Source organism: Noviherbaspirillum sp. FW303-A3 (genome assembly GCF_058788695.1).
In genome coordinates, this window is sequence record NZ_JBYTAZ010000001.1 from 233,254 (window position 1) to 251,373 (window position 18,120).

Consider the following 18,120-nt stretch of genomic DNA (forward strand, 5'->3'; position numbering starts at 1 on the left):
GGCGAAGACTGGCGATTGTGAATTAGTCTTTTTTCAATGGAAGTTTCAGCAGGTAGGTATCGTTCTCGCGCGACCGGTGCGCCGAGAATCCAAGCGGCTTGACCAGCCCAAGGAGCGCTTGGTTCTGGCTCAGGGTTTCGCCGACGATTTCCTGCGCACCCCGGTCGCGCGAATGGCGGATCAGCTTCTGCATCAGCAGCTTGCCCAGGCCTTTGCCCTTCAGCTCCGAGCGGACGGTGACCGCGAACTCGCCCTGGATGTTGTCGGGATCGAAAACGATGCGGGCCACGCCCAGCGTTTCCGGCGTCCCATCGGCACGCATACGGGTGGCAATGAAGGCCATTTCGCGGTCGTAATCGATCTGCGTCATCCGGGCAAGCTGCCCCGGCGACAGCTCGCGCATATGGACGAACATCCGCATGCGCACATCCTCCGGCGTAAGCGAACCGAAGAATTCCACGTGCTGCGCCCCGTCTTCCGGCTTGATCGGGCGCAGGAGGATCTTTTCGCCTTGCCAATCCACCCACTCCTCCAGCTCCTCCGGGTAGGGACGGATCGCGAGACGGTCCATGCCGCCCTTTTCGGTCGGCCGGATGCTGATGCGGGCGTCCAGTGCGATCACGCCGTTCGCATCCGCGAGCAATGGATTGATGTCCAGCTCCATGATCTCGGGAATGTCGATGACAAGGTGCGAGATCTGGATCAGCGTATGGCAGATCGCATCGAGGTCGGCCGGCGCGCAATTGCGGAATCCGGCAAGGAGCCGCGATACCCGCGTGCGCGAAATCATGTCGCGCGCCAGCACGGTGTTCAGCGGCGGCAGGCCGATCGCATGGTCGGCGGTGACTTCCACTGCAATGCCGCCCTGCCCGAACAGGATGACAGGTCCGAAAACCGGGTCGGTAGCCACGCCGACAATCAGCTCCCGTGCCTCCGGACGGCGCACCATCGATTGCACGGAGAAACCTGCCAGTGCCGCGCGCGGCCGCATCCCGGCCAACCGCCGGTTCATCGCGGTGGCAGCCGCCCGCACCGAATCGGCATCCTCCAGGTCGAGGACCACGCCGCCCACGTCCGACTTGTGCATGATGTCGGGAGAAAGAATCTTGAGCGCGACGGGAAATCCGATGCGCTGTGCGCATTCCACCGCTTCCTCGATGGTGCCGACGGATCGCGTCTGCACCACCGGAATGCCGTACGCCGCCAGCACCTGCTTCGCCTCCGGTTCAGTCAGGGTATCGCGCCCGCGATCGAGCGCCTTCCGGACCAGCGCACGCACCGCCGCCCGGTCTTCCTCGACCGATGCGACAGAGGACGCAGGCACTTCCATCAACAGCTTCTGGTTGCGGTTGTACTGCACGATCTGCATGAAGCCGCGTGCCGCTTCCTCCGGCGTGTCGTAGGTCGGGATCCCCGCTTCGGAAAACACGCTCCTTGCCTGAGCAACCTCTTCGCCGCCGAGCCAGCAGGACAGGATGTTGCGCGAGGCATTCCTGACGGCTGGCACCAGGGCTGCGGCCAGATCGGCACTGCGCACCATCGCCGACGGTGCATGGATCAGCAAGGCAGCATCGACATCCTTCTCGCGCATCACAATGTCCATGGCGTCGATATAGCGTTGCGCCGAAGCGTCGCCGAGGACATCCACCGGATTGTCGCGCGACCAGCCGTGCGGAAGCACCTTGTCCATGCTGTCGACCGCCTGAGTCGAGAGTTCCGCCAGGCTGCCCTGCTTGCCGATGAGCGCATCCGTCGCCAGCACGCCTGGCCCGCCGCCATTGCTGATGATGGCAAGGCGATCTCCGCGCAAGGGCCGGGAATGTGCAAGCGTCTCCACTGCGTCGAACAGGTCGAGCGTGGTATAGACCCGCAGCATGCCCGCCCGCCGGATTGCAGCGTCATACACATCGTCCGCACCGGCAAGCGCACCGGTGTGCGACGCTGCGGCCCTGGCGCCTTCCGGCGCGCGGCCGGCCTTGATCACGATGATCGGCTTGCTGCGCGCTGCAGCACGCGCGGCGGACATGAACTTGCGCGCATCGCGGATGGCTTCGAGGTACAGCAGGATCGCCTGCGTATCGTTGTCACCGGAGAGATAGTCGAGCACGTCGCCGAAGTCGACATCGCATTTTTCCCCGAGCGAAATGAACTTGGAAAATCCGATATTGCGCGCCTTGGCCCAGTCGAGGACGCCGGTGGACATTGCCCCGGACTGGGAGACAAAAGCGACTTTTCCAGGAAGCGCATCGATGTGCGCGAAACTTGCATTGAGGCCGAGCCGCGGCACGAGCAGGCCGACACTGTTCGGCCCGAGGATGCGCAGCAGATGCGGCCGCGCCGCCTTGAGCATCATGTCCCGCATGTTCCGCCCGACCAGGTCGCGCGCGGCGGCAAGGCCGGGCGTCAGGACGATTGCCGCCTTCGTACCCAGCTTTCCCAGGTCGGAAATGATCCCGGGAACGGTGGACGGCGGCGTGCAAATGACGGCCAGGTCCGGGGCACTCGGCAGCTTCGAAACCGAGGCATGCACAGGGCGGTCCGCAAGGCTGTCGTACTTCGGGTTCACCAGCATGATCTCGCCGGAGAATCCGCCGGCGAGGAGATTTTTCAGCACAGTCACACCAACCGAAGCCGGTTTCGGGGACGCACCGACAAGCGCGATCGATTTCGGTTCAAACAGATGCTTGAGGTTCCTGACGGTCATGGCAATTCCTGGCTGGCCGGTTCAATTCCTGCAATTGTCGCACTGCCAATGCATGAACGCGGCAAAGCGACGGCAGTGATTCGGGATTGGCTATCGACCTGTGACAGGCGATTGCAGTGCAGTGATGCTACGCCTTCCGGCGTGCCTTCTTCGGCGGCGAAAATCGGCAATACGTACCGCATTTTCATGTGCCGACGATGTTACGAATCGGTGCCCGGGGAAATTTTGATCTGAGTCAAAAATGCCAGAACTAATGTTTGGGCCGCTCGCATTTTTCTGGACTGCATCGAAGTCAGGCCCTACGCTAATAACGCAACTTGAATGAGTGCATCGCCACCTTTGGAGAACAAGCCGTGGCGGAAGCCTAGCCAATCAATAAAAGGAAGATTACATGTCGTACAAAACGGTACTCGTCCATGTGGACAAAGACAAGCATGCAGTTGAGCGCATCAAGCTCGCAGCGCAAATCGCGATGAACGACGAAGCGCACCTGATCGGTGCCGCGCCGAGCGGCGTATCCCGCTTCATTTACCAGTCCCGCTTCATTTACGAAGGCGGCGGCATGGCTTCTCATCTCGACAGCCATCTCGAAGAGCTCCGCAACGCGGCAAAAAATTCGCTCGCGCAGTTCGAAAGCACGGTCAAGAGCATTGGCGTGCAGTCCTATGAAGCACGCCAGGTAGACGACGAAGCCGGCGCCGGCGTCAGCCTGCAGGCCCGCTACAGCGACCTCGTGGTCATCGGCCAGACCAACCTCGACGAACCGTCGTCGACCACCCTGCCCGACTTCCCGGAATTCGTGGTGATGAACTCTGGCCGCCCGGTCCTGATCGTTCCCTACGTCGGCCGTTACGACGCCATGCCCAAGCGCGTCCTGATCGCATGGGATGCGAGCACCAGCGCAACGCGTTCCGTGACTGCCGCGATTCCGCTGCTCAAGCGTGCGCAGAACGTCGACGTGGTCGTGTTCAATCCGGATTCCCGTGGCGATGCCCATGGTGAAGTGCCGGGCGCCGACATCGGCCTCTACCTCGCCCGCCACAACATCAAGGTCAATGTGGTACGCCAGAAGACCGATATCGACGTGGGCAACGCCCTGCTGTCGATCGCAACCGACCTCGGTTCCGACATGATCGTGATGGGCGGCTACGGCCATTCGCGCTTCCGCGAAATCCTGCTCGGCGGCGTCACCCGCACCGTGCTGGAGTCGATGACCGTTCCGGTCCTGATGGCACATTGATCACGCCGCGGCGCGGGCCCCTGTCCCGCGCCGCCGTGAAGCTTCCGTTCCAGATTCACCAGCGCAGGACTGCTTCCGAAAACTTGATCTCGATCATTCAACCCGATGCCAGCCGTCCGTTAGCATCATCCGGAAGACCTGTGCGGCTGCTCCGCGCAGTTGGCCGTATTGTCAATTAGCTATAAAGAAGGAAACACCATGCAAACCGAAGTCCTGAACGTCACCGGAATGACCTCCGAAGACTGCACCGAGACAGTGATGCGCACGATCAAGTCGATCGACGGCGTCAGCAACGTCAGCGTGTCGTACCCGCAAAACCGGGCGATCGTGCAATTCGACGAAGATCAGACCGCGCCGCAGGAAATGGCGACCGCACTTGCCAAGGCCGGCTTTGGCGTCAGGAAGATCAACCTCGGCGAACAGGAGTCTTCCTGCGGCGGTTGCTGCGGAAAGTGCGGCGGCTGATTCAGCATTTCGCACTGCGTTTCAAAGCAAACGGGCCGGATTTCCGGCCCGTTTGCTTTTATCACCCCACCTTCTCCCCCACGCTCGCCATCCCATGCTCCACCGCATACACCGCCGCCTGCACCCGGCTGGCGAGGTTGAGCTTCTTGAGGATGTTCTGCACATGGATCTTGACCGTGCTTTCCGCCACATCCAGCGTCCGGGCAATCACCTTGTTGCTTTCCCCGCGCGCCAGGCAGGCGAGGATTTCCCTTTCGCGCGGCGTGAGCCGGTCGATGTCGGATGCCGGCGCAGGCTTGGGCGCGCCGCCCTGCATGTGCGCGACCAGCTTGGTGGTCATCGCTTCCGCCAGGACCGGCTCGCCCGCCGCCGCGCGGCGGATCGCGCGCACCAGGTAGTCGGCATCGATGTTCTTGATCAGATATCCGCGTGCGCCGGCCTGCAGCGCCGCGGTCAGGTCCTGCGCCTCTTCCGAGACGGTGAGCAGGATCACTGCGGTATCGGGACAATCCTGCAGGATGAGCTGCAGGGTTTCCAGTCCTGACATGCCCGGCATGTTCAGGTCCAGCAGCACGACATCCGGACGCAGTTGCTTGGCGCGCTTGATGCCTTCCACGCCATCGGCGGCCTCCCCGACAACCGTGAAATCGGCAGTGCGTTGCAGGAGGGATCGTATCCCGCTTCGGAACAGGGTGTGGTCGTCAACCAGCAGCACGCTAATAGGTTTTGTGTTCGTGTCCATGGTCACTCCTCTAGGCCGCCCGGCGTTGTTCATGCGGAAGCCGCAACGACACCATCGTCCCCTTGCCCGCCTCGGAATCGATCTCGAGCCAGGCGTGGATGCGCTGCGCGCGTTCCCGCATGATGTTGATGCCGACGTGGCCATCTCCTTTCTGCAAAAGTGTCTCCGCGTTGAACCCGATGCCATCATCCCTGATGGTGAGCATGAAGTCCTGCCCGTCCTGCAGGCGGATGTCGACATGCCTTGCGGTGGCGTGCTTGCGGATGTTCGACAGCGCCTCCTGCACGATGAACAGCACCTGCAGCTGCTGTTCGCGGGAGAACGGCGTTCCGTTGCCTTCACAGACGAAGTCGACCTCGATGCCGGTCTGCTTCCTGAACTTGTCGAACGCTGTCTGCAGCGCGCCGATGAGATCATCTTCGGCGAGCCGGCTGCGGAAGTTGAGCAGCAGCTCTCGCACATCTTCGTAGCTTTCCTTTACGCCTGCGCGCAGTGCGCCGACGATCTCGTCCACTTCATCCAGGCGCCCGCCCCGCAAGGAATCGTCGAGCATCTGCAGCTGGATGTTCATAAACGTCAGTCCCTGTGCAATGCTGTCGTGCAGCCCCTGCGCTACGAGGTTGCGCTCTTCCGAGATCGCCATTTCCCTTTCGCGGCTGCCGAGGCGCATGTTTTCGATCGCCGTACCGAGCATCTGGCCGAGGGTTTCCAGGAGCGCCTGTTCGCGCTCGCTGAAGCCACGCGCCTGGCGGAAGTGCAGCGTAAAGAATCCGATATGCTGCTGATGCGCAAAGATATGGAACATCGACACCGTCGAAAATCCCTCCTCGCGGCAACGGCGGCTCGGGGACGCCCCCATCCGGCGCATGTCGTGAATGACCGAAATCTTCTGCGCCACCGCATCTCCGCACAGGCACTCACCGGGCTTCATGCAGCTTTCCGCCTTCACGTGCTCTTCCGAGATCCCGTGATGCACGACCATGTGGGCATTTCCGTTCCGCTCGTCCAGCACCCTGACCGTGCCGCCGTCCGCCCCGAAATAGCCGCGGATGCGCAGCAGGAATCCTTCGCACATGGCTTCGACCGGCTGGAGGCGCTGCAGGAAGGCTGCGCTGTCATACAGCAAGGCCAGTTCCCGGTTCTGGTCGGCCAGTTCCGCCGTCTTGACCTTCACCCGCGCTTCCAGGCTGTTGTACAGGGCTTCCAGACGATCCGCCATGTGGTTGAAGCCCTCGGTAAGCTGGCCGAATTCGTCGCTGCTGTCGACGGGAAGGCGCGTGCTGAAATCCTTGTCCGTCATCTTCTCGATACCGCCGCGCAAGCGCTCGACCGGTTCGATGATGAGCAGGAACATCAGGTAGATGATGGCCACCGTCCCGCTCAGCGCCAGCGCGATCAGTCCCATCTGCGAAGCCCGCAGCCAGAACGTGCGCATTTCGCTGTCGCGTTCGATGGCCTTGACCAGGTCGTCCACCTCCCGTACGAACCCGTCCACTTCGATCTGGAACTGTTCCCATGCAGCGGCCCGGACTTGCGGGTTGTCCCCGATCACGTCCACAGCCAGCACTTGTATGGTCTTGTGCCATCGCGCCGAGACCTGCTTGAAAGCATTCCGGATGCCGCTGGTCGGCGGAAGGAACAAGGGCCGCTGCGGGTCGCCTCGTTGCAGGCGCTTGAATGCGTCATTGATCGCTTGCAGCTTGCCGGTGACCGCGGCCCGGGTCTCAAGGCCGGCCGGCTCGGAAACCGTGCGCCCGAGCAGGACGGTCAGGTGGTAGCTGTGCATGCGCAGGCTGCCGGTTTCATTGATCGCCGCCGAACTTCCCTCCAGTTGCCATGACAGCATCAGCGTGGTGCCGATCGCCAGCAGCGCGAGGCACAGAAAGCCGAGCAGCACCCCGACGATCTTCGTCGAGAGGCGCTGCCAGGTGGGCAAAATGACATCGAGGGGCATGGGCTGGTCCGTTGCTGCCAATCGGTGAATTCCTGACGCATTGGCTTCCGCCAGCCCCATTATTGATGGGACTTTCGTGCAAAAACCATAAGACAAGTCAAGAAAATGGAGGTTTATGCTGCGGCAACATTTTTACCGGCCCGCTCCAGCGGACATACCAGCGGAAGGAACTCCTGTTTGCGGGGGGAATAGCCCATCAGGGCACCGGTTTCGATGTCGAAATACCAGCCATGCAGGATCAGGCTGCCCTCTTCCACGCGGCGCTTGATCCAGGGATAGGTCATCAGGTTATCCAGAGAGTGCAGGATGCTGGCCAGCTCGCAGGCCTTGTGCTGTCCGGGGTCGTCCTTATGGGGCAGCTCCCGCAGCACACGCTCGCGCACCGGCTCGGCGATGCGCATCCAGCGGCCGACGAAATCGGTTTCCTCGGCAATGCGGCGTGGGGACATCAGGGCGCGGATGCCCCCGCAGCGGGCATGGCCCAGCACGATGACACGGTCGACTTCGAGCCCGCATACGGCGAACTCGATCGCCGAAGTCACTCCCGGCGGCGCGTCCGGTGTGCATGGCGGAACGAGGTTGGCGATATTCCTTACCACGAACAATTCACCGGGATCGCTGCCGGTCAGCAGCGCCGGATCGACGCGAGAATCGCTGCAGCCGATCACCAGCGTGCCCGGTTTCTGGCCATCACGCAGGCTGGCAAAACGTTCAGGCTCTGCGAGATATTGCTGCTGGAAGCGGCTGAAGCCGCGGATGAATTTTTCGATGTCCTGCATGGCGGTCACCTTATCCCCCAGTTTGGGACATGAAACGGACGATCTTGGCCGGCTGTTCCCGGAATTCGTGTTTCTGCGGCTTCAGTTCGATCGCCGTCCGGATGGCCGCCTCCAGTTCCGTATCGCTGGCGCCATCGCGCAGCAGGGCGCGGAATTCGAATTTTTCCTCCTGGCCGAGACAGAGGTAAAGCGTGCCATCCACAGATAACCGAACCCGGTTGCAGGTCGCGCAGAAATGCTGCGACATGGGTGTGATGAAGCCGACACTGGCCCTGCCGTCGTCCGTCGCCAGATAGCGTGCGGGGCCTCCGCCCAACTCCGCCGCCTGCGGCCGCAGGCCGAACTTCTGTGAAAGGCGTGACTGGATGGGGCCAAGATCGAGGAATCCCGTGTCGCGCCCGGTCGCGCCCATTGGCATGGTCTCGATCAGGCGCAGGATGAAACCGTGTTCGATGCAGAACTCGACCATGGAGTCGATCTCACCGTCATTGATGCCCCGCATCGCGACCATGTTGATCTTGATCGGATCGAATCCGGCTGCCTTGCCTGCCATGATCCCGTCGAGGATCTGGCCAAGGCTGTCCCGGCCAGTGATCTTTTCCATGCAACCGCGGTCAAGCGAGTCGAGGCTGACATTGATGCGTGAAACGCCGGCGGCCTTCAAGTCCTCGGCATGGCGATCCAGGCGGGTGGCATTGGTCGACAGGGACAGGTCCCGAATTCCGGGCAGCCGGGCAATCCTGCCAGCCAGTTCGGGCAGGTTGCGCCGCAACAGCGGCTCTCCGCCGGTCATCCTGATGCGCGAGGTCCCGAGGCGGGCAAAAACCGACAGCAGCCGCTCGATCTCGTCAAAAGTCAGCCAGTGCTTCGGTTCCTCAAAGCCCTTGAAGCCTTTCGGGATGCAATAGGTGCAACGCAGGTCGCAGCGATCAGTCACCGAAAGACGCAGGTAATCGATGGATCGGCCGAAACGGTCGCTTAACATCCTTGCTCTCCGATGGTTTTACTTGAAAACCATTGTATCGGGAGGGATTCGGCTTGAAAGTTGGCATGAGGAGCTAATGGATATAGTTCTTTGGAACTATCGGACGGGGCAGCTTCACACCGTATTCGTTGTCCTCCGGCTATCGAATTGCCCGGAAGTCTGGTGAAGAAGGGCCTCCATGTAGATGATGGCCTTATCGATGGACATCCCGTTGCCGCTTTTTTGACGTTGGGAAAAACGGTTTTGACGCGGCGTCCAGATGCAGCCCGGCGGTTAACCGAAATTGACCTTCCTGCCCTTGCAACGTTGCGTGGAAATGCAGCGGAGACTTACGCATGCCTGCATCGTTACAGCTTGTTGCAATATCAGCACCGAACCCCGCGAGTTTTTTCGGGCCTAACGCACAGGATGTGTGAGAACAACCCTTTCAGAGTGAATATTTGTACGCGTTGAAGCAGGCAAGTTTGATCTGGACTCGGCCCACCAAAGCTTCTCACTCTCCGACCATCAATCCTCCGAGTTCTTCAGCTTCTGCTCCTGTTGCGTACATCGATGCATGATGAAGGAGAAACGCTATGGAATCCGGACTCAAACAAAAACTTACCTGCGTTGCACTGGCCTCGGCTTTTGGACTGGCAGCTTCCATGCCCTCGTTTGCCCAAGACCGATCGACTGCGGCCGATGCAAAAGCAAATCAGACGGCAGGCAAAGCCTCGGCAGCGGCAACGCAGAGCGGCCGTGATGTTCGCGCAAGCAATCTCATCGGCAAGAACGTAGAGAATGCCCTGGGTGAAAACCTGGGTGAAATCAAGGACCTGATCGTCGACATCGGCAACCAGCGCGTGCACTACGCCGTGCTGGCGGCCGGAGGGACACTGGGGCTCGGCGACAAGCTGTTCGCCTATCCGGTCAGCGCATTCAAGACTCAAGCAGACGGTGACAAACTCGTACTGAACATCGACAAGGACAGGCTCAAGAATGCGCCAGGGTTCGACAAGGACAAATGGCCTGACTGGACTGACAATCGCTATCGCGGCGAAGTTGACCGCTATTTCAAGGCCGATACGGCAAAGGCAGCGCCACGCAGCGTGAGAATGGTCCGTGCCACCGAGTTGATCGGCAAGAATGTCGATGACCGCAGCGGAAAGGACGCCGGCGAGATCGAGGATGTCGTCGTCAACATGAATAGCGGCCGGGTATCGTACGCTGTCCTCGACTTCGACAAGGCATGGAGCCCGGATGACAAACTCCTGCCGATGCCGCTCACAGCCTTCACCTTCCCGACCGACAAGAAGAAGGACATCGTGCTCAACGTCGCCCGAAACCAGCTCGACATGAAGAAGGGATTTGACGAGGGCGATTGGCCTGATCTTAATTCCGCCGAATTCCGCCGGGATATGAGGGCGCACCTTGCAGGAATGGAGAAAGGTACGCAAAGGGCCGCGCGCGGCGTAGACGACGCAACGACTTCGTCCGGCCGGTAAGAACCGCCTTCAGGACGATTGACGCCGGCTTTGCCGGCCGGGGAACCGGTCGGCAAAGCCGGTTTTTGCATGTCCGGCCTGCCGACGGTGCGTTGACTTGGCAGGAACGACTTTTGACATGTCCGGCATCGCCATCACATCCAGCCGATTACACTGATCGGTATTCCTTATTTCTGCAAAGGCACCGGCCATGACCCCCACTGGTATCGTCTTGTTGGAGTTTCATCCAGAACGGGATGACTTGGGCAAGGGAAAAGAACTCCGCGACGGATTATCAGTTGTCTTGCAGATAGGTGACACGCTATGGCTGGCCAACGATGAAACGGTCAGCCTGGAGCGTTTGACCCTTGAAAAGGGAGCGAACGCGGAGGAATACAAGTATGCCCGGCAGCACAAGCAATTCTCCCTCAACGATTACCTGCCGTTGCCCATACCGCCGACAGGAGACGCCGAGGATGTACAGGAAGTGGACGTCGAAGGGTTGGCACATGAGGGCGGTTATCTGTGGCTGGTCGGATCGCACAGCCTGAAGCGCAAGAAGCCGAAGCTGAAGGACGGCGTCAAGAAAGCGCAAAAGCAGCTCGCCAAGTGCAACTCGGAAGCGAACCGCTACCTGCTGGCCCGGATTCCCGTTGTCGAAAGAGACAAGACATTCGAACTGGAAAAAGAAACGACACGGCGTGGGAAAACATGCACCGCCGCGATGTTGCCCATCCGGGATGAAAGCAATGAATTACTGGATGCGCTGAAAGAGGATGAGCATCTTGCTCCCTTTCTGGCCATTCCCGGAAAGGACAACGGATTTGATATCGAGGGCCTGGCCGTCGCCGGCAAACGCCTGTTCCTCGGCCTGCGCGGACCTGTATTGCGAGGCTGGGCAGCAATTCTCGAACTGGAAATAACGGAAGACGAGAATGATGCGTCCCTATTGAAATTGCAGGATATCGGACGAGACGGGCGACCGTACCGGAAACACTTTCTTCAACTTGGCGGTCTCGGCATACGGGATATGTGTGTGCACGGCGACGATCTCCTGATTCTCGCAGGGCCGACCATGGACCTGGATGGCCCGGTGATCGTATTCCGCTGGAAGGACGGCGCCGCGCCGGAAGAGGAAAGCATGGTGCCGGCCGATGCACTATCGCGCGTGCTGGACGTTCCTTTTGGCGAAGGCGTGGATCATGCCGAAGGCATGTGCCTGTTTTCGACGGATGGCGGCAAGGCGAACACGCTGCTGGTGGTGTACGACGCCGCGTCGGTGAGTCGACAGTTGGGAGAAAGCACCCTGGCAGCTGACATGTTCGCATTGCCTGGAGCCTGAAGTCCGGCAAGGACTTGACCCGGCGAGCCACGCACTCGAGGATTTAATCTAACGCAAACAAGCAGCCCTCTCGCCCCGTAGAGTAAGATCGCCGTATTCCGGCACAAGACTACAATACTCACTGGGGACAATCATGCGTTTTTCCGAGGACAGGCTTGCCACGCTCACCTGCAGCGACAAGGTCGGCCGCGCCATCCACATCTGGGAACCGCCGCAGCCGCGCGCCGTCATCCTCGCCATCCATGGCGGTCTGGCACACGCCGGCGACTACGTCACACCGGGCCTCTGGTTCCGCGACAAGGACTTTGCCACCGTCAGCTACGACATGGTCGGGCACGACGGCAAGAAGCGCGTGGACATTCCCGGCTTCCACAGCTTCCTCGATGACGGCGAACTGTTCCTGCAGTGGGTGAAGCGCCAATACCCCGGGCTGCCTGTCTTCGTGATGGCGCATTCCATGGGCGCGCTCATCGCGACCCATCTCGGCCTGGACCGCTTCCCGCGCGATCCGGCTATCAAGGGTTTCATCCTGTCGTCCCCTTACTACGTGAATGCGATCAAGGTTCCTGCCGTGTTGCTCAAGCTGTCGAAAGTGCTGGCCGCGCTGTTTCCGACGGCGAAGGTGCCGCTGGAATCGATGACCCACGTGCTGACGCACGATACCGCGATCACGAAACGGCACTACGAGGACGAGCGCGACAACATCCGCGCTACCGAGGCGAGCTTCCGGTTTGCGAAGGCACTGCAGACCGCGCAGGAGGGACTTGCGAAAAAGATGCCGGCATGGCGTTATCCCACCTTTGCCGTCGTCGCGGGGGATGACAAGCTGGCCGATGCGCGTGCTTCGGAATCGATGCTGAAGAGCATCGACCCGGCACTGCTGAAGTACCACTTCTATCCCGACAATTACCACGAGAACTTCAACGAACTGAACCGCGAAAAGATCTTTGCCGACATCCTGCAGTGGCTGGAGGGACGGTTGGCCGGACAGGATGCCGGCCGGGCGCTCAGGGCGTGAATGCGCTGTCGGGCAGGCCCGGGGGATAGGATACCTTTTCGATCACCGAATAACCCGTGTGCTGTCCCATCGCGTAATGCTCCTCGCGGGCGGCGTGCAGCCGGCCATCGGCCATGCGGAAGTCTGAATAGGCGGTGGCGAATTCCATCGTCCCCTCTCCCATGCGGTAAATGCCGCGCGAGCGCAGAATTCGGCCGCTGGCCGGTTCAACTTCAACAACGAGCTTGAGCTGTTCTTCCAGGGGGAATTCGATGGCATGGCCTCTGCCTGCGGTAACCGGGCCGAGATCGACGAGTGACGAACGATTGGCGAGCATGTTCCATGGCAAGGCGATGCGGGCGACCTGGAGTGCAATGGCTCCGCGCAGCATGGGATTGGCCGGCGCGCCCTGCTGCCACGCTTTATCTCCCACCATCACCCTTGCCTCACTGCCGGTGGTGTAATGGATGCGGATGCTGAAGCGGTCCGGCGACTGGTACTGCCGCAGCAACTTGCCGTCTCCGCGCCGGAAGGACGTTGTCCTGCCTTCCTCAATGATTGCCGCAGGTGCCGTTGTTCCATAGGCCGCGGCAATTTTCGCAAGGAGATCCTTCGATGGCTCGACCGCTGCCGCGGTGCCGCAAATCAACACGGCAAGTACCACGCCCAAACTGCGTGCAGGCAAGTTCAAGATTTTTTCCTTTGCGTGATTGCTGAAGCACCTCACGATAACGGCGCTTCACAGCAGCGTCAATGAGACTTGCCGGACGCAAAGAAAACCAACGCGAGCTTTCGCGGTCAGAGGGCATATCTTCCTCAGCCGACAATACAGCATGCCCTGCCCTGACTGCCTTGCCCTCGATGGAGCGAATGTCTCCGTCTCCCCGCACGCCAACCTGCTGCTGCACTCCGACGCCGGCATCAACTTCGGTGCCACGGCAAGCGGGCATGTGGAGTATTACGTGTGCAACGCCTGCAAGACAAAATGGGAACGGATACGCGCAAGGAGTGAACCTGAGGCGCAGTGGAGGCATACGGAGAAGCCGCTTGAGTAAGACCCGCGGGCAGGCACGCCGTCGTGAGAGCCTTGGCTACACTCCCCGCATGCAAAGTGCTTACTGATAACTCAACTCCCGCGCCTTCCCCCAGAACACCCGGTACGAAAACACCGTATACCCGATGATCGTCGGCAGCACGACCGCCACCCCGTACAGGATGATCTTCAGCGATTCCGGCGCACTGGCCGCCTGCCAGATCGTGAGCTTGTCGACCACGAGATAGGGGAACACACTGTAAGCAAGCCCGTTGAACGCCAGCAGGAAAATCCCCACCGTCGCCGCAAACGGCAACCAGCACAGGGCCTGGTTATCCGACGATGCCTGCAACCGGCGCAGCACATAATCCGCAAGGAAGAACAACACCGCCGTCATCAGCGGGATCGGCGCCAGCAACAGCAGGTTCGGGAAAGAGAACCACTTGTCGAAGATCTGCTGGCTCACCATTGGCGTGACGATGGACACTGCCGCCACGCCCAATGCACATAGCAGCAGGCTGCCGCGTGCCCAGGCAATCGCCTTGCGCTGCAGGCGTCCTTCCGTCTTCATGATCAGCCAGGTCGCGCCGAGCAGCGCGTAGCCGGCCAGCAGCGACAGGCCGGTGAACAGTGCGAACAAGATCTGCGGTGTGCCGTGGCTGAAGCCGACGATGTACAGGCCGATCATCATCCCCTGCGCACCGGTGGCGAGGATGGAACCGGCATAGAAGGCCATGTTCCATGCCTGCTTGTGCGCCGCCCTCGCCTTCACGCGGAAATCGAAGGCCACGCCGCGCAGGATCAGGCCGGCCAGCATCAACGCGACAGGGAAATACAGCTCGCCGAGGATGACGCCATGCGCCATCGGAAACGCGACCAGCAGGATGCCCACGCCCAGCACCAGCCAGGTTTCGTTGGCGTCCCAGAACGGGCCGATGGAGGCGATCATCATGTCCTTCTCCTGCTCGTCCGCACGGCGCAGCAGGATGCCGACGCCAAGGTCGAAGCCGTCGAGGATCACGTAGGCCATCATGGCAATGCCCATCAGGCCGAGGAAAACGAGCGGCAGCCAGCCGCCGGGTTGGGTGAGTTCAGTCATGTCGGTTCTCTTCAGGCGTTGGCGAGTTGCGTGTGCATCGAAGGCGCGGAGGCTCCATCATGCTTGCCGTATCCTGCCTTGCGTGCGAGGTAGAACAGCACGGTGATGTAGGCCAGTGTCAGCACCGCATACAGGGACAGGTACATCGCGAGCGTGGTGGCGATCATCGGCGCGGGTACGGTCGATGTCGCCTGAGCGGTTGTCAGTACGCCCTGCACCAGGTAAGGTTGCCGGCCGATCTCCGTCACATACCAGCCGGCGACCGTCGCCAGCCAGCCGGAGAACGTCATCGCCACCAGCGCCCGCGCGAGCCACGGGGCCGGCTCACCCCGGCGCTTCAGTTGCCAGGCGCCGAACCATGAGACGAGCAGCATCAGCACACCGGTTCCGACCATCACACGGAAGCCGAAGAACAGCGGCGCGACAGGCGGATGCTTGTCGCCGAATGCGGCGATGCCTTTCAGCTCGCCCTCGGCGTCATGCTTGAGAATCAACGCCGCCATGCGCGGGATGCCGATTTCAAAGTGATTCGTACGCTCCTTCGCATCGGGTACGGCAAACAGCAGCAGCGGCGCACCGCGTTCGGTTTCCCAGATTCCTTCCATCGCCGCGATCTTTGCCGGCTGGTGCTCCAACGTGTTGAGGCCGTGCATGTCGCCGACGAAAATCTGCACCGGAATCAGCAAGGCGGCGATGGCAACACCCGTCCTGAGCGCGGCCATGACCGATCCGGTGCGGTCGCCGCGCAGCCAGCGGTAGGCGGAAATGCCGGCCACGAGGAACGCGACCGTCAGGCCCGACGCGAGCAGCATGTGGGTCAGGCGATAGGGCATGGAGGGATTGAAGATGATCGCCAGCCAGTCCACCGCATGTGCCTTGCCATCGATCATCGCGAAGCCGACCGGCGTATGCATCCAGGAGTTGAGCGCGATGATCCAGAACGCCGACAAGGTCGTTCCTGCAGCGACAAGAAAGGTCGCGAGCGTATGCACGCGGTTGGAGACGCGCTGCGCACCGAACAGCATGATGCCGAGAAAGGTTGCCTCGAGGAAGAATGCGGTGAGTACTTCATAGGCGAGCAGCGGCCCCGCGATGTTGCCGACGGTTTCCATGAAACCCGGCCAGTTGGTGCCGAACTGAAAACTCATGGTGATGCCCGACACAACGCCCAGCGCGAAGGTCAGCGCGAATATCTTTACCCAGAACTGGTAGGCTTCAGCCCATTTCGCATCGCCTGTCTTGCCATGGCGCAGCTTGAAGAACAGCAGCACCCATCCCAGCGCGATCGAAATCGTCGGGAACAGGATGTGGAAGGTGATGTTGCTTGCGAACTGGATGCGCGCCAGCATGAGTGGATCGGTCATATGTGCTCACGTATGGTTGGAATTCTTCCTGGACGAGAGCGGGAGCGCAGATGCGCACATTACGCCAATCGTCCTCGCATTAGGCGGCTTGGCCGCACTTGTTTCCGCATCGCGTCATGCGCGATGCGTGTCTCCATACGCAACCACCGGCAACACCCGGAGAGTATTGCCATGAATTGATCGTGACAGCAAAACACCGTATCCGCAGCCAGACAGAAACGACTATAGCCGCAAAAAACTCAAAAGAAAAATTAATTTTTTTGGCTAATAAATAAGCTGATGCTTATGCATCTCCACCAAAAAAATGATGGCTACACAAGTGCTGGAATGCCTGGCGATAGCAATCCGCAAGTTGTCTTGCCTGCAGCCGGAGCGAATGCACATCGGCGGCGAGCGCCGCCTGCATGCCTTGGACGATGCCGTCGATTTGTACGGTGCAGGGCGCCCTCTCCGATTCCCATGCCGCGGCAAAGGCCGCCTGTTTGCTGCGCCCCGGGAAGCGCACAAGATTCAGGCGAGGCAACGCGAATGCCATTGCAACGATCCTGCCATGCAGGCTGCTTCCCAGATAGCCCCGGCTGGACGCAATCAGGGCGCAAATGTCCCACAAGCCGAGCGATGTAAAGATATCTGCCATGCCAGATGGCATGCGCGAGGCAACGCGTCTGAAACAGTCGATGTCGTCATGCCAGGGGGCCGCGCCCGCGCGGAAGAAAACGATCCCTAGTCCGGTAGTGCGCGCGAGTTCATCGAGCCGTGCTGCAAGCGTCGACAGCATTGCATCGTCGCAGAAATCGGCACTGAATTGCACAGCGAGATAACCCTTGGGGAATGCATGACGGATGCGGACAATTTCGCCCTCGCCGCTGCGCCGGCCGATCTCGTCGCCGAACAGGTCGCCCACCATGACCGCAGGATCGGGCATGAGGTGCGCAGGAATTCCCGCAACCTGCAGATGTGCCAGGGTCGAAGCATCGCGCACGCCAACACCGTCAGCGGCTCTCAGGTTGGCGAACACTTTTTCCCTGAACGCCCGATCCCTTGTATCAAGATCGACACCGCCCACCGCGTTGTAGAGTACCGTGCGCGCCTGCGGAAACAGGTCACGCTGAACAGTGTAGGGAGCGAGTGCAGCGATGCCGGTTCTGCGGTTTGCCCATTCCAGTGCCTCGCGCGGACGCCTGTCGAGACGGGCGATGATCTCCGGTGCCTCCTCCAAAGGCAAGGTCATTGCAGCCGCCTGCCATGCATCGCAAGTCAGCAATTCGCCGCCGGTATGGACGATATTCACCGGACAATCACGCAGGCGTACCGCGAGATCGGCAAGTGCCTCCACCCGATGTCCGCCGAAGGCGCGCATATCCCGTGCGACAAGCCCGGCGAAGACAGGATGTTCCGGTGCAAGCAAGGCCTTGGCGATGTGAGGGAGCAGCAGATCCCCGAAATTGTGGCGGTCGAAAGCGCCAAACAGGATGGTGGGAACGGCGTCGGGCGAAGCGGGAGTCACGAGGGTCATGATATACCCGCGTGCCGTCGCTCAGGAGAACGTCCGCTCGCGCAGGTAGCGCCGCAGGAATGCCGGAAGAAAAGCGCGCAGGCGGCGCTGCTGCCGCTGCAGACGCCGCTGATGAAGACGCTGGAAGCGATGGCGGTAAGGCATGGCGGCAATCAGCGCACGGCCGGGGGCGTGCAGGAATTATTGCCTTCACCGCATCCGGGCCACCAGCGTTCGACATACGCTTCCGGATGCAGCCGGACGTCAGCGCCATTGTTCGTATGCGGAGACACGCCGGGCTCGCCGCCGCCACCGCCACAGGCAGCAATGGCGACCGACAGCGGCAGCGCGATTCCGCATGCCTTCATGCTTTGCGATATGACCATGGCTGTCTCCTGCGATTGGCTCAAGATGAGTCTACCGTTGCGCAATTGACAACCTTTGAGCGGGCGCAAGAA

The 18,120-nt window shown here is 60.8% G+C and carries 17 protein-coding genes; 6 read left to right on the forward strand and 11 right to left on the reverse strand.

All coding sequences use genetic code 11. The features are described 5' to 3' along the window. Positions 1-22 precede the first annotated feature (22 nt). Entirely contained in the window at positions 23-2,704 is a 2,682-nt protein-coding gene (locus AC3WOY_RS01115) for a bifunctional acetate--CoA ligase family protein/GNAT family N-acetyltransferase (RefSeq protein ID WP_492420478.1), read from the reverse strand. A gap of 391 nt (positions 2,705-3,095) precedes the next feature. On the opposite strand from AC3WOY_RS01115, the gene AC3WOY_RS01120 reads away from it, so the two are divergent. After that, complete coding sequence (locus AC3WOY_RS01120; RefSeq protein WP_492420480.1) at positions 3,096-3,944, forward strand: universal stress protein; 849 nt, start codon at positions 3,096-3,098, stop codon at positions 3,942-3,944. A gap of 198 nt (positions 3,945-4,142) precedes the next feature. Then, on the forward strand, positions 4,143-4,409 hold the full coding sequence (locus tag AC3WOY_RS01125; RefSeq protein WP_492420482.1) for a heavy-metal-associated domain-containing protein: 267 nt from the start codon (positions 4,143-4,145) through the stop codon (positions 4,407-4,409). A gap of 61 nt (positions 4,410-4,470) precedes the next feature. Here AC3WOY_RS01125 and AC3WOY_RS01130 read toward each other — a convergent pair whose 3' ends face one another. The 4 genes from AC3WOY_RS01130 to moaA all read right to left on the reverse strand — a co-directional run bounded on the left by AC3WOY_RS01130 (position 4,471) and on the right by moaA (position 8,869). Next, positions 4,471-5,151, reverse strand: coding sequence for a response regulator (locus AC3WOY_RS01130; RefSeq protein WP_492420484.1), 681 nt, complete (start codon positions 5,149-5,151; stop codon positions 4,471-4,473). 10 nt (positions 5,152-5,161) lie between these two features. Then, positions 5,162-7,105, reverse strand: a complete 1,944-nt coding sequence (locus tag AC3WOY_RS01135; protein WP_492420485.1) for a type IV pili methyl-accepting chemotaxis transducer N-terminal domain-containing protein — start codon at positions 7,103-7,105, stop codon at positions 5,162-5,164. A 113-nt stretch (positions 7,106-7,218) separates the two neighbouring features. Further along, a complete protein-coding gene (locus AC3WOY_RS01140) occupies positions 7,219-7,884 on the reverse strand; it encodes a carbonic anhydrase (RefSeq protein WP_492420487.1) in 666 nt (221 codons plus the stop codon). A 10-nt stretch (positions 7,885-7,894) separates the two neighbouring features. Continuing rightward, positions 7,895-8,869, reverse strand: a complete 975-nt coding sequence (gene moaA, locus AC3WOY_RS01145; protein ID WP_492420489.1) for a GTP 3',8-cyclase MoaA — start codon at positions 8,867-8,869, stop codon at positions 7,895-7,897. Between the two features lie 575 nt (positions 8,870-9,444). Between moaA and AC3WOY_RS01150 the strand changes: the two genes are divergently transcribed. From AC3WOY_RS01150 to AC3WOY_RS01160, 3 genes are all read left to right on the forward strand, one after another. Further along, a complete protein-coding gene (locus AC3WOY_RS01150) occupies positions 9,445-10,353 on the forward strand; it encodes a PRC-barrel domain-containing protein (RefSeq protein ID WP_492420490.1) in 909 nt (302 codons plus the stop codon). A 283-nt stretch (positions 10,354-10,636) separates the two neighbouring features. After that, positions 10,637-11,674: a DUF3616 domain-containing protein gene (locus AC3WOY_RS01155; RefSeq protein WP_492420492.1), complete on the forward strand. Its 1,038-nt coding sequence runs from the start codon at positions 10,637-10,639 to the stop codon at positions 11,672-11,674. Positions 11,675-11,807: 133 nt separating this feature from the next. Beyond that, positions 11,808-12,692 carry an alpha/beta fold hydrolase gene (locus tag AC3WOY_RS01160; RefSeq protein WP_492420494.1) on the forward strand — a complete coding sequence of 295 codons (885 nt, stop codon included), beginning with the start codon at positions 11,808-11,810 and terminating at the stop codon, positions 12,690-12,692. Here the strand turns inward: AC3WOY_RS01160 and AC3WOY_RS01165 are convergent. Then, positions 12,682-13,362, reverse strand: a complete 681-nt coding sequence (locus AC3WOY_RS01165) for a hypothetical protein (RefSeq protein WP_492420495.1) — start codon at positions 13,360-13,362, stop codon at positions 12,682-12,684. The genes AC3WOY_RS01160 and AC3WOY_RS01165 overlap by 11 nt on opposite strands. A 142-nt stretch (positions 13,363-13,504) precedes the next feature. Here AC3WOY_RS01165 and AC3WOY_RS01170 point away from each other — a divergent pair, with 142 nt between their 5' ends. Beyond that, positions 13,505-13,726 (forward strand): hypothetical protein, encoded by a 222-nt coding sequence (locus AC3WOY_RS01170; RefSeq protein ID WP_492420497.1) that lies wholly within the window; start codon positions 13,505-13,507, stop codon positions 13,724-13,726. A 60-nt stretch (positions 13,727-13,786) separates the two neighbouring features. On the opposite strand, the gene AC3WOY_RS01175 is transcribed toward AC3WOY_RS01170, so the two are convergent. The 5 genes from AC3WOY_RS01175 to AC3WOY_RS01195 form a co-directional block, all read right to left on the reverse strand. Further along, complete coding sequence (locus AC3WOY_RS01175; RefSeq protein WP_492420499.1) at positions 13,787-14,803, reverse strand: cytochrome d ubiquinol oxidase subunit II; 1,017 nt, start codon at positions 14,801-14,803, stop codon at positions 13,787-13,789. A gap of 11 nt (positions 14,804-14,814) precedes the next feature. Next, positions 14,815-16,167, reverse strand: coding sequence for a cytochrome ubiquinol oxidase subunit I (locus AC3WOY_RS01180; protein WP_492420501.1), 1,353 nt, complete (start codon positions 16,165-16,167; stop codon positions 14,815-14,817). 283 nt (positions 16,168-16,450) lie between these two features. Next, positions 16,451-17,683 (reverse strand): polysaccharide pyruvyl transferase family protein, encoded by a 1,233-nt coding sequence (locus AC3WOY_RS01185; protein ID WP_492420503.1) that lies wholly within the window; start codon positions 17,681-17,683, stop codon positions 16,451-16,453. Positions 17,684-17,704: 21 nt separating this feature from the next. Next, positions 17,705-17,827 (reverse strand): hypothetical protein, encoded by a 123-nt coding sequence (locus AC3WOY_RS01190; protein WP_492420505.1) that lies wholly within the window; start codon positions 17,825-17,827, stop codon positions 17,705-17,707. Positions 17,828-17,835: 8 nt separating this feature from the next. Continuing rightward, positions 17,836-18,048, reverse strand: coding sequence for a hypothetical protein (locus AC3WOY_RS01195; RefSeq protein WP_492420507.1), 213 nt, complete (start codon positions 18,046-18,048; stop codon positions 17,836-17,838). Between the last annotated feature and the right edge of the window lie 72 nt (positions 18,049-18,120).